Source organism: Clostridium sp. B9 (assembly GCF_050509515.1).
In the GTDB taxonomy this organism is placed as follows: Bacteria; Bacillota; Clostridia; order Clostridiales; family Clostridiaceae; genus Sarcina.
In genome coordinates this window covers 2,058,848-2,074,071 of the sequence record NZ_JBNWKA010000003.1, presented here as the reverse complement: position 1 = coordinate 2,074,071, position 15,224 = coordinate 2,058,848, and the positions used below count along the sequence as shown (strand labels likewise).

At 27.7% G+C, this 15,224-nt stretch carries 15 protein-coding genes; 8 read left to right on the top strand and 7 right to left on the bottom strand.

The window, feature by feature from the left end; genetic code table 11:
- Positions 1–39: 39 nt before the first annotated feature.
- On the top strand, positions 40–717 hold the full coding sequence (locus ACQZHJ_RS09395) for a response regulator transcription factor (RefSeq protein ID WP_430485295.1): 678 nt from the start codon (positions 40–42) through the stop codon (positions 715–717).
- Positions 718–745: 28 nt separating this feature from the next.
- Positions 746–2,143, top strand: coding sequence for a HAMP domain-containing sensor histidine kinase (locus ACQZHJ_RS09390; protein ID WP_430485294.1), 1,398 nt, complete (start codon positions 746–748; stop codon positions 2,141–2,143).
- 31 nt (positions 2,144–2,174) lie between these two features.
- Here the strand turns inward: ACQZHJ_RS09390 and ACQZHJ_RS09385 are convergent, their stop codons facing one another.
- Entirely contained in the window at positions 2,175–2,756 is a 582-nt protein-coding gene (locus ACQZHJ_RS09385) for a metal-binding protein (RefSeq protein ID WP_430485293.1), read from the bottom strand.
- Positions 2,757–3,024: 268 nt separating this feature from the next.
- Between ACQZHJ_RS09385 and ACQZHJ_RS09380 the strand changes: the two genes are divergently transcribed.
- The 4 genes from ACQZHJ_RS09380 to ACQZHJ_RS09365 all read left to right on the top strand — a co-directional run bounded on the left by ACQZHJ_RS09380 (position 3,025) and on the right by ACQZHJ_RS09365 (position 7,444).
- Positions 3,025–4,359 (top strand): APC family permease, encoded by a 1,335-nt coding sequence (locus ACQZHJ_RS09380; protein ID WP_430485292.1) that lies wholly within the window; start codon positions 3,025–3,027, stop codon positions 4,357–4,359.
- A gap of 252 nt (positions 4,360–4,611) precedes the next feature.
- A complete protein-coding gene (yjeM, locus tag ACQZHJ_RS09375) occupies positions 4,612–6,108 on the top strand; it encodes a glutamate/gamma-aminobutyrate family transporter YjeM (RefSeq protein ID WP_430485291.1) in 1,497 nt (498 codons plus the stop codon).
- Between the two features lie 119 nt (positions 6,109–6,227).
- Positions 6,228–6,635 (top strand): hypothetical protein, encoded by a 408-nt coding sequence (locus tag ACQZHJ_RS09370; RefSeq protein WP_430485290.1) that lies wholly within the window; start codon positions 6,228–6,230, stop codon positions 6,633–6,635.
- 41 nt (positions 6,636–6,676) lie between these two features.
- Positions 6,677–7,444, top strand: a complete 768-nt coding sequence (locus tag ACQZHJ_RS09365) for a putative ABC transporter permease (RefSeq protein WP_430485289.1) — start codon at positions 6,677–6,679, stop codon at positions 7,442–7,444.
- A 206-nt stretch (positions 7,445–7,650) separates the two neighbouring features.
- Here ACQZHJ_RS09365 and ACQZHJ_RS09360 read toward each other — a convergent pair whose 3' ends face one another.
- Positions 7,651–8,835 carry a VanW family protein gene (locus ACQZHJ_RS09360; RefSeq protein ID WP_430485288.1) on the bottom strand — a complete coding sequence of 395 codons (1,185 nt, stop codon included), beginning with the start codon at positions 8,833–8,835 and terminating at the stop codon, positions 7,651–7,653.
- A gap of 255 nt (positions 8,836–9,090) precedes the next feature.
- Here ACQZHJ_RS09360 and ACQZHJ_RS09355 point away from each other — a divergent pair, with 255 nt between their 5' ends.
- Positions 9,091–9,993 carry a DUF2156 domain-containing protein gene (locus tag ACQZHJ_RS09355; RefSeq protein WP_430485287.1) on the top strand — a complete coding sequence of 301 codons (903 nt, stop codon included), beginning with the start codon at positions 9,091–9,093 and terminating at the stop codon, positions 9,991–9,993.
- A gap of 34 nt (positions 9,994–10,027) precedes the next feature.
- Here ACQZHJ_RS09355 and ACQZHJ_RS09350 read toward each other — a convergent pair whose 3' ends face one another.
- The 5 genes from ACQZHJ_RS09350 to ACQZHJ_RS09330 form a co-directional block, all read right to left on the bottom strand.
- Entirely contained in the window at positions 10,028–10,228 is a 201-nt protein-coding gene (locus ACQZHJ_RS09350) for a hypothetical protein (protein ID WP_430485286.1), read from the bottom strand.
- Between the two features lie 18 nt (positions 10,229–10,246).
- Positions 10,247–10,444, bottom strand: a complete 198-nt coding sequence (locus ACQZHJ_RS09345; RefSeq protein WP_430485285.1) for a hypothetical protein — start codon at positions 10,442–10,444, stop codon at positions 10,247–10,249.
- Positions 10,445–10,517: 73 nt separating this feature from the next.
- A complete protein-coding gene (locus tag ACQZHJ_RS09340) occupies positions 10,518–11,501 on the bottom strand; it encodes a YbgA family protein (RefSeq protein ID WP_430485284.1) in 984 nt (327 codons plus the stop codon).
- A 186-nt stretch (positions 11,502–11,687) separates the two neighbouring features.
- On the bottom strand, positions 11,688–12,419 hold the full coding sequence (locus ACQZHJ_RS09335; protein ID WP_430485283.1) for a type 1 glutamine amidotransferase: 732 nt from the start codon (positions 12,417–12,419) through the stop codon (positions 11,688–11,690).
- An 18-nt stretch (positions 12,420–12,437) separates the two neighbouring features.
- Positions 12,438–13,793 carry a MurT ligase domain-containing protein gene (locus ACQZHJ_RS09330; RefSeq protein WP_430486883.1) on the bottom strand — a complete coding sequence of 452 codons (1,356 nt, stop codon included), beginning with the start codon at positions 13,791–13,793 and terminating at the stop codon, positions 12,438–12,440.
- Between the two features lie 304 nt (positions 13,794–14,097).
- Between ACQZHJ_RS09330 and manA the strand changes: the two genes are divergently transcribed.
- The gene (manA, locus tag ACQZHJ_RS09325) at positions 14,098–15,075 is read left to right on the top strand and encodes a mannose-6-phosphate isomerase, class I (protein WP_430485282.1); all 978 of its coding nucleotides are present in this window, start codon (positions 14,098–14,100) and stop codon (positions 15,073–15,075) included.
- The last annotated feature ends 149 nt before the right edge of the window (positions 15,076–15,224 follow it).

The following is a 15,224-nucleotide window of genomic DNA, read 5'->3' as shown; positions in this document are numbered from 1 at the left end:
ATATTATAATAGAGTTAAGAATTTTATTGGAGGTTATTTATGAACATTTTAATTGCAGAAGATGAACAAGATATAAGAGAACTTTTAGAATTACATTTAGTTAAGGAAGGATACACCGTTTTCAAAGCTACAAATGGATTGGAAGCTTTAGATATATTAAAAAAAGAAAATATACATTTAGCATTATTAGATGTTATGATGGATGGATTAGATGGATTTAATCTTCTTAAAAAATTAAGAGAATGGAGTCAGATACCGGTTATTTTTTTGACTGCTAAAATAGAAGATGATGATAAAATATTAGGATTAGGCTTAGGGGCTGATGACTATGTCATAAAGCCTTTTAGACCAGTAGAACTTATGGCAAGAATAAAGTCTAATTTAAGACGATGTTATAGATATTCTGGAGAAATTGAAATAATAAAAGCTGGTGATTTAGAGTTAGATAAGGAAGGTTGTACAGTAAAAAGAAATGGAGAAAGCATTTCTTTAAATGCAAAAGAATTTAAAATACTAGAAATGCTTATGAGTAGCTTAGGAAGAGTATTTACTAAAAAGCAGATATATGAAAATGTATGGCAAGAGGATTACTTAGGTGATGACAATACAATAATGGTACATATAAGTCATTTGAGAGAAAAGATAGAAGATGATCCCAAAAGTCCTGCTAAAATAAAAACAATAAGAGGGATAGGATATAGATTTGAAAAAAATTAATTTAAATATAAATAAAGGAAGACATAAGGTGTCAAATATACTTTTAAGAAATTATCTTAAGGTATTTTTAATAATAACTATAATAACCATAGCACTTTTAATTATTTCCCTTGTAGTTGGTGGATTTTTATATATCAAAAGAGATTCTCTAGAGAATGAAAGTGCTGAGATTGTATTAGGAGATATAGAAAACGAAGATTACAATAGTATAAATGAAAATTATATAACTAAAAATAATGGATGGATAGAAATAATAGATGATAATTTAAATGTTATAAAAGTCCTAGGAACACCAAAGATAAATAAGGAGAGATATTCAACTGAAGAGTTTGGTGAGATTTTAGTTAACGAGATTAATGGTAATAACGAAGATGAGGATTATGTTTTATCAATTGGCTATAGTAAAAAAGGACATTTCTTTGTGCTAACTAGAATTCCTAAGGATGAGTTTGTTGATATGTTTGTAAAAAATCCTAGAATAAGAGTTAAGGTATTTGTATATTCAGTTGGGATTATTTATATAATTATATTCTTGATAAGCTTAATAATTTATTCTAAATTAACATCTAGAACATTTACTAAACCCTTAGAAAAACTTATGAATGGGGTTAGAAAATTAACATCTGGTGATTATTCAACAAGAATAAATATAGAAAAACAGAATGAATTTAAAGAACTTGGAGATGCTTTTAATAATATGGCATCTAAAATAGAGAAAGAAACTAAGTTGAAAGAAAATTCGGAAAAGCTTAGGAAGGAGTTTGTAAGGAACATAGCACATGATTTAAAAACGCCTTTATCAAGCATAGTTGGATATTCTAATATATTAAAGCAGAGTAGAGATTTAGATGATAAAACATTCAATAAATATATAAATATTATAGAAAGCAATGGAGAAAGAGCTAATGAAATGATTATGGAACTTTTTGAGTTTTATACACTTCAAAGTTCAGAGTTTATGCTAAGTAAGAAAAGGCAAGACTTAAGCGAGTTTTTAAGGAATGTAATAGCTGATTATATATATCTTTTAGAAGAAAAAGAATTTGATTTTGACTTTGAGATATGTGATGAGGCAGTATTTTTAGAATTTGATGAAAAGAAGCTTGAGAGAGCTATAGGAAATTTAATAATCAATAGTGTAAAATACAATAAAGAGGGAACTGAGTTCTTAGTGTCTTTGTATATAAAAGATAACATCGCAAGAATAACGGTAAGTGATAATGGTATTGGATTAAGTGATGATATTAAAAAGAACATGTTTAATCCTTTTGTAAGAGGAGAAAAATCAAGAAACTCAAAAAAAGGGGGTTCTGGTTTAGGTCTTACAATAACAAAACAAATTGTAGACAAGCATGATGGACGCATTTATTTAGATGATGCTCCATTAAGTGGTTGCAATTTTATAATTGAATTACCTATAACTTAAAAAGACTAGCATCATGCTAGTCTTTTTAAGTTCAAGCAACTCTTCTAAGAGCTCTTTTATTCTTTTTATATTTAGAATTATTTTTCTTTCTTTTTCTATAAGAAAATTTCTTTTTAAAATAGCTATATATTAAGTCAGTTATAGTATGAAGACCGGAACCTATGAATAAAGCTAATAAAATATTAGAGAATAATATTTTATTTTCTAATATGAAATTAAATGTTGTTTTAATAAGGTTAGGTGTTGAAAGATTTATTATAGAAAATGAATAAAGTATTGAAGAAATAGTTATAGGTATAACAGATACATAAAGTATTCTTATTATAGGTCCTAATATAAATCCGTGTGTAAATACACTTCTATGTTCAAAAAGTTTTTGGTATGGTATCCAAATAAACTTAAAATATCCCCATCTTCTAAATTCACGACTATTAATATCTAGGTCTCCTGAAAACATGTATCCACCAAACATATAAACGGACACGCCTAAAATAGTGAATGCTATACTGCTTCCTAAGTCCTTTAATAGAATCATATTTATAAAAAGAAAAAATGAAGCTACAAAAGGGGTCATAATAACCGTAATTTTGTCATGTGTTTTTCCTGCTGCCATAATATCACCCCGCTAAGTCATTTATAATAATAATATAACATATTTTGGAGAAATAGCACAGAAATTCTTACAATGAAGATAAAATTAAATTTTTTTATTTTGTTAACAAAAAGTAAAATTAATAATTTTTTAGGTTTTATTAATTAAAATTTATAAATTGATATTTACCTTTATTAACTATTTATGATATATTAAAAAAAACTTCTTTTTAGGAATGATTTGTTATTACTAAAAATGCTGAAAAATTCATAGGATTGGGGGAATAGATTTGAATAATAATAAGTATGGATTATTTACGGCTATAGGAATGATAGTAGGGGTAGTTATAGGATCAGGTATATTTTTTAAAAGTGATAACATACTTGTTGCTACAGGAGGAAGCATAAGCTTAGGCGTATTAGTTTTCTCCATAGCAGCAATGGGAATTATATTTGGCAGTCTTACAATTTCAGAATTAGCTTCAAGAAATTCAAAGGCTGGGGGAATAGTTACATATGCTGAGGAATCATATAATAAATCAGTAGCTTGTTCGTTTGGATGGTTTCATACATTTTTATATTATCCAACTCTTATAGCTGTTGTTTCATGGGTAACAGGAATATATACTTGTATATTATTTGGAATTGAAGGAACTTTAGAGATTCAAATTCTAATAGGACTGGCTGTAATAGGAATTTTATTTATATTTAATGTTCTATCAGCAAAGGCAGGAGGATATTTTCAAAATGCCTCTACAGTAATAAAGTTAATACCATTAATACTTATAGCTGTAGTTGGGATAGCTTATGGAGATCCAAAGACGATTTCTCCAACTGATGTTACAAATATGCAATCTTTAGGGTGGATTTCTGCTATAGCACCTATAGCATTTTCTTTTGATGGATGGATTGTTGCTACTGCTATAGGGCATGAGATTAAAGATCCTAAGAAAAACTTGCCTAAGGCTTTGATTATAGCACCATTATTTATACTTATAATGTATATAGCGTATTTTATAGGAATAAGTACATTTATAGGTCCAGAAATGGTTATGGAACTAGGAGATGCTCATGTTGATTTAGCTGCAAATAGAATATTGGGACCTATGGGTGCTAAGATATTTATAGTATTTGTAATAATATCAATTATGGGAACAGTTAATGGGCTTTTAATGGGAATGATAAGATTACCTTATTCATTAGCAATTAGAGGAATGTTTCCAAAGTCAGATAAGATATCAAAGATGAATGAAAAGGTTGGTATACCAGTAAATTCAGCTATGGTAGGTTTAATAGTAGTATTATTCTGGGTAGTAATTCATTATTTAACTCAAAAGTTTGGTGTATTACCAAACTCAGATATATCAGAGATATCAATAACGATAAACTATGTTTTATATGTCTTCCTATACTTAAAAGTATTTAGGATGGGAAGAAGTGGTGAAATAAAAGGAATTTGGAGAGGAATGCTTAATCCAATACTAGCTACAATTGGTTCGTTAATAATATTAATTGGAAGTATGAGTAATCCCTTATTCTGGGTTTACACAAGTTTTTGTTTAACTCTTTTAATAGCTGCTATAGTGTTTTGGAAAATAAAAGAAAGAAATTTGGATTTAGTGTAATAAATAAAAAAGCGCAAGTGGATATAAAAAACATTTGTGCTTTTTTATTTGCAACTAATTTACAGAATAATTAATAAAAAAGAATAGAAATTTATATCAATATTATAAAAAAAATAAAATGTTAACTAAATTTTAATAAATTGTTATTATAACAACTAAAAAATATTTAAAATATTCAAAAAATATGATAGTATTTATACTATGCGTATAAGTATACGATATAATTTAACAATTTAACCAAGGAGGAAAAATATGAGCTCAGAACATAAAAGTAAACTGTCTTTAACAGCGCTTATATTAATGATTTTCACATCAGTATATGGATTTGCTAATATGCCAAAAGCATTCTATTTAATGGGATACGGGGCTATTCCATGGTATATAATTTCAGCTTTAGCATTTTCAATACCATATGCTTTTATGATGGCTGAGTATGGAGCAGCATTTAGAAAGGAAAGAGGTGGAATATACTCATGGATGGCTAAGTCAGTAGGACCTAAATATGCTTTCATAGTTACATTTATGTGGTATTCATCAAACCTAATATGGATGGTAAGCAACTCATCATCAATATGGATTCCTTTCTCTAACGTTATATATGGAAAAGACATGACTAGTACATGGTCATTATTTGGATTAACTGTTCCTCAAACTATGGCAGTTTTAGGATCAATTCTTATAGTGATTATTACTTATGCAGCATCTAAAGGATTAAAGAGTATAACAAAGGTAACTTCTATTGGAGGAACTGTTGTTGCATTATCAAACATAGTACTTATATTAGGAGCAATAATTGTTTTTGCCAGCAATGGATTTAAAGCAGCAGAACCTATAACAGTACAAGCGTTTGTACATGCTCCAAACCCTTCATATCAATCACCAATAGGTGTATTAGGATTTTTAGTTTTTGCAATTTTTGCTTATGGTGGATTAGAAGCTGTTAGTGGATTAGTTGATGAAACTAAGGATGCTAAGAAAAACTTCCCAAAAGGATTGATGATAGCTTCAATAATAATAGCTGTTGGATATGCTGTTGGAATACTTTGTGTTGGATTATTTACAAATTGGCAAGAAGTATTATCAGGTAATGATGTAAACTTAGCTAATGTAGCATATGTAGTTATTCAAAATCTAGGCGTTCAACTTGGACATGTTTTTGGAATAAGTACACAAGCTTCACTTCAATTAGGAGCATGGTTTGCAAGATATATAGGGCTTTCAATGATGCTAGCTTTAATGGGAGCATTCTTCACTTTAAGTTACGCACCGATCAAACAGTTAATAGAAGGAACTCCAAAAGAAATATGGCCTAAAAAATGGACAAAGTTAAATGAAAATAACATGCCTGTAAATGCAATGTGGGTACAATGTGTAGTTGTTGTTATATTCATACTAACTGCTTCATTTGGTGGAGAGTCTGCAAATAAATTCTTTAGTTATTTAATATTAATGGGTAATGTTGCTATGACAATTCCATATATGTTCTTATCAGGAGCTTTTCCAGCATTTAAGAAGAAGGAAAACATTGAGAAGCCATTCGTTATGTATAAATCATATAAGGCTTCAGTAGTATGGTCTGTAATAGTAACTTTAACAATTGGTTTTGCAAACTTCTTCACAATCATAAAACCTGTAATAGATGATAAGGATTATGTAGCTATGGCATTCCAAATAACTGAACCTATAGTATTTGCTATAATAGCATTTATACTTTATCACAATTATGAAAAGAAAATGAAAAACAAATAATTTATAGGCCACCTTTTAAATAGGGTGGCTTTCTCATATCCTTTTAATATAGATTGTTTTAAAGTTTTTATAGTATAATAATGTTAACGATATATTAAAAAATAGAGAGGGAAAAGCATATGAAAAAGAAGATTATAATAGTTTTAGGTTTATTATTAGTCTTAGGTTTATCTTTTGGAGTTTACATTATAAAAAATAAATCTGAGTTTCATGTTGTAATAAACAATGAGACAAATGAAACTATAAATGGATTAGAGATAAGTTCGGGAGGAACTAGTGATAATATTAAGGTTAGTGGGATAGAAGCTGGAAAATCTAAAGATTTAGTTGTTAAGACAAAAGAGGCTGGAAATTTGGTTATGTATTACACTGATATTGCAGGTAACTATCATAAAGAGATATTAGCAGGATATTATAAGCCAGGAGCAGATGGAAAGGTTATAGTGAATATAACATCTGTTGATGCCTTTGGAGTTTATAGTATGGAGATAGCTTCGCCAGCTGCTGAAGCCTTAGAAAATAATTAATAAAGGGGGGAGAGTGTAAAAGAATAACTTTTACAATTATTATGGAGAACATTATATATAAAATTTTATATATAATAATATATAGCTTCTTAGGATGGATATGTGAAGTTATATATTGTTATATATTAGATCATAAATTCACGAATAGAGGGTTTTTAAATGGACCATTATGTCCAGTATATGGATTTGGAGCTTTATTTGTATTAACATTTTTGAATGATTTTAGAAATAATGTATTTTTAGTATTTATATTAGGAGTTATAATAACTTCTGTATTGGAGTATGTAACATCTGTTATTTTAGAAGTTTCATTTCACACAAAGTGGTGGGATTATTCAAATCATAAATTTAATATACATGGAAGAGTATGTCTATTAAATTCAACTCTTTTTGGAATATTATCAGTTGTTTTAGTTGAAGTCATAAATCCAGCTATAGTCAACTTGGTTAGTAAGTTTCCAAAGGAATTGGTAATTTTAATAACAATATTGTTAACAACAGCTATATTTGTAGATTTTGTAATTACAGTGAGTACTATGCTTAAACTTAATTCAAAACTTCATAATTTAAATGGACTAGCTAATGAATTTGAAGAGCTTGGAATATCATTTATTGAGAAGACAGAGAAGGATTTAGACCTTGCTATAAGTAAATTAAACAAGGGAAAAAATAAAGAAGAAATATTAAATAGAGTAAGATCATTAAGAAAAGATGGATTGGTTCAAAGAAGAATTTTAAAAGCTTTCCCTACAATGAAGCATAAAAAATATGATAATCTTTTACAAGGATTAAAAAAATTCAACAAATAAAATTATATTTATGCTATCAGCTTTAAATACAATCTTAATAGCAAGATATTTATGAAATATGGTTATAAAAAAATCACATGTTAATTTAACATGTGATTTTTATTGCTTTAAGATTTAAATGAAATTAGTTATATTTATCCTTAGATAAAACCTCTCTATTAACTAAAACTCCATTTTCATAAGTGTTTTTGTAAGTTGTTGATGATTTACGGACCATGTTGGTCAACATCTATAACAATCTCTTTTTCAGGATGTTCATCTATTCCCCAAATAGTAGCTTCAACTTGTCCAGAACTATTTATATAGGTTTGAACTATCACTGGATTATTAAGACTGTTCTTGAATTTGAAGTCAACAACATCTTTAGCCATAGTAGCATCCCTTCCAATTGGAGCATAAGTTACTGGTAAACTATGAGGAGCTCTTTCAACTATCTTTAAATCTGCATATAAAACAGCATTATAAAGAGTTGTTACTCCTTGACATATACCACCTGCTAAAATATCAACAACCTTATTGTTTATAAAACCAGGAGCATATGTGTATCCATTACTTTCATTCCTATCTTCGCCTTCTTTGTCTGCTGAGAAAACATCACCAGGCATAAGAATAGTGCCATTAAGCTTACTTAAATAAGTTCTTATATTATGGGTACGTCCACCAGTTAATTCAGGCAGAGGTGTTGAATAGGTACCAAGTACAACCATATTGCTTACAAGGTCTTGAGTTAACTCAGGTTTAACTTCTTCAACTGGAAGTTCTATAGAACAACTCATTTCTTCGTGATTATGTGAATCTATATCTTTTACAACTTCTTCTGAAAGCTTTTCTAAATCGAGTTTATAACCTATTTCTTCTTTAGTAGCTGATAAAGAGCTTCCAGAGAAAGAAATTACAGGTTCGATTTTTTCTTTATCAAGCTTACTGCTTATTTCAGATAGTTTTTCTTTAAGAGCATCAGGATTTGACTTTGCCTTAAAAGAAAAATTTTCTGGGTTAGACTTTAATGATAATCTATCTAAAGAATTTTCAATTATATTTCCTTCTTTACCATAAGAAAATACTTTAGAAGATATTTCATCAGAATCATAAAAGAAACCTAAATCGTTGGCAGAAAAAGTTTCATTAAACATATCTTTATAAGTAAATGTTACTTTAAAAGTGTCTAGTAAATTAGAATAATAATCACTTATTTTACTTTTAAGTTCTTTTTGGGTTAGATTAGACATATTCATATCCTCTACAAATATCCCTTCATAAGTTCTGTCTTTACTTGAATAAGTTTTAAATGCTACTGCTGAGATTAAGATTAAAAATAAAACTATAAGTACTATTAAAATCTTTAAAGCTATCTTTTGTGGTTTAGATTTGTTTGATCTCTTACTTCTCAATTTTATTACCTCAACTATACTTAATAAATTAATATTATAAAAATATGTACATATAAATTATCAAATAAATATAAATAAAATGTGGAGAAATTTTATTATTTTATTTCACAAAAGAATTTGTAATATTATTTAAATTATAACATTTTTATGATTTTATTTCCAATAAATATAATTATAATACAAAAATAAAAAATAATATACAACTTAGAGGAAGTTTTCATATTATATTTAATAAAAAACAAGGTTGATGATAAAATGTTTAAAAATATAGGTATAAAAGAAAGAAAAGTGTACTACGAATTCCTTGATAAAAATAAATTTTTCAGTTGTGAGTATTCCTTTTCAACTTTATATATGTGGAGAAAGGCTAATTTATTACAATATGCAATAATTGATAATGCTTTTATTATCAAAAAATATGATTTGGACTATGGAATGTTTTTTATGGAACCTATAGGAAGCATATCAGATAAAGAGTTAGTAAAGCTTGTTGGATGTTTAGAGGTTGTTAGAAGAAAGGAAAATATGTCGTGGCTTTTTGGAAATGTTACAAAATCTTTCATTAACAGGTTACAGTTGATTTATGGAGATAAATTAACAATAGAAGAAGAGAAGAATCATTATGATTATATATATGAAAGTGACAAACTTATAAATTTAAAAGGAAAAGAGTATGCAAATAAAAGAAATAAAATAAATCGTTTTTGTAAGGAATATGAGTACTCTATAAAAGTCATAGAAAAAAATATAAATGGAAGTGGCTTGTTAAAGTATAGAGATTTTTTAGGACGATGGAATAAGGAACACATAAATAAGGATTGCTATTTTGAGTATGAAGTTGAATCAATAGAAGATTTATTAAAAAATATAGAAGAGTTAAATATTAAACTTATAGAACTTTATAGTGGAAAAGAGTTAATAGGTTTCTCTATAGGAGAAATATTCAATGATAATGTATATATAGTTCATGTGGAAAAATGCTTAAGAGATTTCAATGGGGCATATGCTTTCATAAACAACATGGCTTTAAAGTTATGTTGTAATGGACAAAAATTTATAAATAGAGAAGAGGATTTGGGTATTAGTGGATTAAGAAAAGCTAAAATATCATATAGACCTCTGTTTCTAGAAAAAAAATATCTTATAAAAATAGAATGAGCAGGATATCCTGGCTCATTCTATTTTTTATAATTTAATCTTTTTTAAAGCCATACAGTGACGTTTTAGTAGAATCTAAAGAGTTATTTATTTGATTTAAAGTATTCTGTATAAGTTGTTTATTATCATTTTTTTCTACTGTGTTTAGAGCAAAATTCATATACTCTTGAGCATGAAGAACGTTTTTGACAGCTGAATTTAGCTCTCTTTTAATGTTAACCTTTGAATTACCCATTTTTAAATCCTCCTAAGATTAATCTTCATATTTATTTAGGTTATTTTGAGCAGATTCTAAGGCAGCAGCAACTGTTTTTAGAGCAGCATGTACTTCAACCTTATTATCATTCTCATTCATATTCATATATGCATTATTTAAATGGTTTTGACAAGAACAAAGTTCATCTATGGCCATTTTAAAATTATCTCTTGCATTTCGTTTCAAAATAAACACCACCTTCTATATAAGTTACATTTATATAGTGTGTATAATTAGAGAAATAATAAGTGGAAATAATGACCTATAGCTAGTCTCTGACAACTCCTTTACCAGAATCACTTATATCTAATAGTTCTTCAGGGTAAGGCTCTAAAATGCTTTGAGATAATAAATAATCGTTATTAAATCTTATAGCATAGCTTTTTAATAAATTTGTTATAACGCTTCTAGGAATTTTTCCAAGTCTAAATTTATCTAAGGTTTCAAGGAAGAATTCTTTTTCTTCTGAGTTTAAATTATTTGAAAAATATCCGAAAGCATGATTATATGTATTTATCAAAGAGGTATATTTTGGTTGTTTTCTTAATTGAAGAATAAGATTTGTATTATATTCATCAAGAATTTCTTTAATATCCTTATGGGAATGGTTTGCAACTACATTTCCTAATCTTTTTAAACCAACTTGATTATATGCCATAAATAATAACTTGTTTTTAGAATGAAATTCTACTAAGTCTTTTATTTTATTTGTATTTTTTATTTCGTCAAACTTGGCAAATACAAATATTCTTATTAAAAAATGTTCTCTTATATCAAAGTTATTTAATCTACCTTCTTCTTCAATAGGAATATTTTTGAAATTTTTCATAACTTCCATAGCAAAAATTCCTTTTCCTTTTTTTGAGGCAGCTCCTTTTTCAGTACCTTTATATATTTTTACTCCTTGAATTCCACAGGATGGAGAACGTCCCTTAAGTATAAATGCATTGGGAGAAATTGTGTCATATTGAATACACATTTCATTTGCAAATTCGCACATGTTTTTTGTATAATCTTTTAAAGTTTTAGGATCTATTAAGTTTACTGAATCATCAGAAGAGGATATGAGTCTAATTGCATTTCTAGGAGTAGGGAGTCCAATACCTTCTTCGGGACAAACTTCTATGATGTTAGAAAAATATTTTAGCTTATTTATTAATCCACAAGGTGTAGCTTCACCATCATATCTACAAGGTGTATTACCTAAGCATTTACTAACAATTAATGTTGGTTTTGGCCAAGTGTTTTCCATAAATAATCATCTCCTTATAATTATTTATCTTTAGAATTCCATATATTAAGAGTAATATTCCTAATTACACTTAAATAATATACTCGTAAATGATTATCAAAAGTAAAAAAATAATAAAAAGAAGCAAAGAATTAATTGAATAGATAGTTAAATAAAAAAACAGAGATAAAATCTCTGTTTTCAAAGTTACTTATTTTCATTATTTAATCTGTTAATCATAATATCTTTAGCCTTTAATTCAAATGAATCATCTAAAGGTTCTAATTTAACATTTTCATATTTATTGCTAAGAGCTAAAGTTAATAGTCTATCAGCAAGTTCAGGATTTTTAGATAACAATGAACCGTGGAAATAAGTACAGAATGTGTTCTTATAAATACAGCCTTCATAGCCACTTTCTCCATTATTTCCATAACCATGGACACACTTACCAAGTGGGTTTAGGTTTCCAATAAACGTTCTACCGGAGTGGTTTTCAAATCCAACATAAGTTTCATTGTATTCATCATTATGAATTACAGTGTTACCTATGAATCTTGTATCTCCACCTTCTGTATATATATCTAAAATTCCTAAGCCATCTATTTTTTCACCAGTAGGAGCAGTGTAGTAGTTACCTAATAATTGATAGCCACCACAGATAGCTAAAAGAACTTTCCCTTCTTCAACATATTCTTTTAAAGCATCCTTTTTTAAGTTAACTAAGTCATCTGAAACTATAGATTGCTCAAAATCTTGTCCGCCACCAAAGAATACTATGTCATAGTTATCTTTATCAAATTTATCACCCATAGAAACATTTAGTACATTTACTTTGATTCCACGTAACTCAGCTCTATGTTTTAATATTAAAATATTTCCTACATCCCCATATACATTTAGAAGATCAGGATATAAGTGACATATATTTAATTCCATGTGAATCTCTCCTTTAAATTACCAAAGCTTCTCTATATAGCCTTTAGAATGTAAGTATTTTCTATAGTTAATCATAGCTGTATAAGTTGCTAAAATATAAACTTTATTTTCTTTAGAATTTTTGATGGCTTCTGTTAAACCTTCATATTCTTCTTCAATGACAAACTTATCAACTGGTAAATTAGCTATTTTTAATCTTACAGCCATATCGTAAGCTCTTATTCCTGAGATGAATATTTCATTTAAGTCCATAGTATTTAACTTTTCAAAATCTACATCCCATATCCAAGATACATCTTTACCATCTGCATAATTATCGTTAAGTAAAAATGCTGCTGAAAAACTTTCAGAGTTTAAAAGTAGAGTATCTAAAGCTTGGTTATATCCTGCTGGATTTTTAACTAATATTATTCTAGCTTCTTTGTCACCTATTTTAATAGTTTCTTGTCTACCAAATGATGAACTTTGACTAGAAAATGATTTTTGAATTACATCATCATTAATATGTAGTTCTTTTGCAACAGAATAGGCACATAATGCATTATATATATTATAAGTACCTGGTTGAGTTATATTAAACAATCCACCATTTATAACAACTTTAGAACTTTCAGGAGTAAGTTCTACTATTTCTTCAACTTTATATTTTAAATTTTCTCTTTTGAATCCACAATTAGGGCAGTAGAAACTTCCAAGATGATTATATGTTATGAAGTTGTAAGAATATGGATGCTTACAGAATTTACAGAACTTAGCATCTGCATTTACTTCTATATTCTTATTATTATTTGGAGAGACTTCAAACCCGTAATAAACTTTTGGGTTTTTAACCTCAAGTTTTCCAAGAAGAGATTCATCTCCATTTAAAAGAAGTGTAGTACTTGGAACTTTAACAACTCCTTCTAATATCTTGCTTAAAGTAGTATATACTTCTCCATATCTATCTAATTGATCTCTAAATAGATTAGTTACAGTTATGATTTCTGGAGTTATGTACTCAGTTATGAATTTTAAGTTAGCTTCATCAACTTCTATTACTGCATATCTCTCTTTTTTTGAAGAGAATTTATAATTAGCTACAAATGTACTAACTATTCCAGGATAAAGGTTTGCTCCTGTAGCATTAGTTATAACATCTAACCCACTACCTTTTAAAACATTGTATATCATTGAAGTAGTAGTAGTTTTTCCATTTGTTCCAGTAACTAATATTACTTTATAGTTTTCAGAAACTACTTTTAAAATATTTCTATCAAGTTTTAAGGCAACTTTACCTGGAAAGTTAGTTCCACCTTTAAAAACTTTTTTTGAAATAAATTGTGTTATTTTAGATAAGATTATGCTTATATAAGATTTAATAGCTATTTTAAACACCACCTTACAATTACTTTTAGTCAATCTTCCTATTAGTCAATCTTCTTAAACTATTATAGTATAGCACAAAGCTTTCCAAAAATAAATTAATAAAAATAAGTATAAATTTAATTTAACTAATTTTATTAAAGAAAATTAATGTGTAAATAAGAATAATTTCAGTTTTTAAAAAGAATCAATAATTTATAAGGTCTTAACTAGAAATTTTACAATGCATTATAAGGTAAAATATTGTATTATATATAGGAAAGATATAATTGATTATACAAATGATCATAAATAAACTAGACTAGGGGGAATACTAATGTATCCAATAAGATTTGAAAATTTATACTATGATAAAGTATGGGGCGGAAGAGATTTCGAACTGTTTAGAGATAATATGCCAGAAGGAATGATAGGAGAAACTTGGGATGTTGCTTGTCATCCAAATGGAATGAGCGTAGTTGAAAATGGAGAATATAAAGGCCTAAGATTAGACGAGTTAATAGATAAACTAGGAAGCGACTTAGTAGGAACAGAAATATCAAAAGAGAAATTTCCTCTACTTGTAAAGTTAATAAATGCTAAAGATAAATTATCAGTACAAGTTCATCCAAATGATGAATATGGAATGAGAGTAGAAGGAGAGCTTGGAAAGACTGAAATATGGTATGTTGTTGAAGCTTTTGAAGGAGCTAATCTAATCGTAGGGACAAAGGATTGCACTAAAGAGCAATTCGTAAAAGCTATAGAAACTGGTGATTTTGATCAGTATTTAAATAAAGTATCTGTAAAAAAAGGAGATACTTTCTTTGTAAGAAGCGGATTAGTTCATGCTATATGCGAAGGTGTTGTAATAGCTGAAATACAACAAAATAGTGATACAACTTACAGAGTTTATGACTATAATAGAGGAAGAGAAATTCATGTTGAAAAGGCATTAGATTGTATAGACTTCTCACTATCAGGTGAAAAAGCTAAAGGATTAAAAGTTTCATATGACCAATATGATAAAACTTATTTATCACTTTGTGAATACTTCTCATTAGAAAAATATGATATAAATGGAGTGTGTGAAGAAGAAAGTGATAAAGAAAGATTCTTCATATTCACATGTGTTGAGGGTGAAGGTGTTATAACTTCAGAAGAAGGTGAATTAATGATTAAAAAGGGTGATAGTATATTCATTCCAGCATCATTAGGTAAGTACGAGTTAAAAGGAAATATGTCTTTATTAAAGAGCTATGTACCAAAAGCTGGTGCTGTTGAAGAGGAAATACTTTCAGTGGTAAAAGCATAGTAAAGTTATAAAATTTGAATATTAGTTATATTATGGGAGTATATTGAGATATAGCATCTTTATATACTCCTATTCTTTTTTATTAAGAGTATGTACAAATAGTAAAGGTGGACAAATTCTATTAATGAAATTATAATTAAAAAGTAAAA

Bases quoted from the DNA above. Each gene is read 5' to 3' on its own strand.
- ACQZHJ_RS09395 (WP_430485295.1), top strand. From the start codon at position 40: ATGAACATTTTAATTGCAGAAGATGAACAAGATATAAGAGAACTTTTA.
- ACQZHJ_RS09385 (WP_430485293.1), bottom strand. From the start codon at position 2,756: ATGGCAGCAGGAAAAACACATGACAAAATTACGGTTATTATGACCCCT.
- yjeM (WP_430485291.1), top strand. From the start codon at position 4,612: ATGAGCTCAGAACATAAAAGTAAACTGTCTTTAACAGCGCTTATATTA.
- ACQZHJ_RS09370 (WP_430485290.1), top strand. From the start codon at position 6,228: ATGAAAAAGAAGATTATAATAGTTTTAGGTTTATTATTAGTCTTAGGT.
- ACQZHJ_RS09365 (WP_430485289.1), top strand. From the start codon at position 6,677: ATGGAGAACATTATATATAAAATTTTATATATAATAATATATAGCTTC.
- ACQZHJ_RS09355 (WP_430485287.1), top strand. From the start codon at position 9,091: ATGTTTAAAAATATAGGTATAAAAGAAAGAAAAGTGTACTACGAATTC.
- ACQZHJ_RS09350 (WP_430485286.1), bottom strand. From the start codon at position 10,228: ATGGGTAATTCAAAGGTTAACATTAAAAGAGAGCTAAATTCAGCTGTC.
- ACQZHJ_RS09340 (WP_430485284.1), bottom strand. From the start codon at position 11,501: ATGGAAAACACTTGGCCAAAACCAACATTAATTGTTAGTAAATGCTTA.
- ACQZHJ_RS09335 (WP_430485283.1), bottom strand. From the start codon at position 12,419: ATGGAATTAAATATATGTCACTTATATCCTGATCTTCTAAATGTATAT.
- manA (WP_430485282.1), top strand. From the start codon at position 14,098: ATGTATCCAATAAGATTTGAAAATTTATACTATGATAAAGTATGGGGC.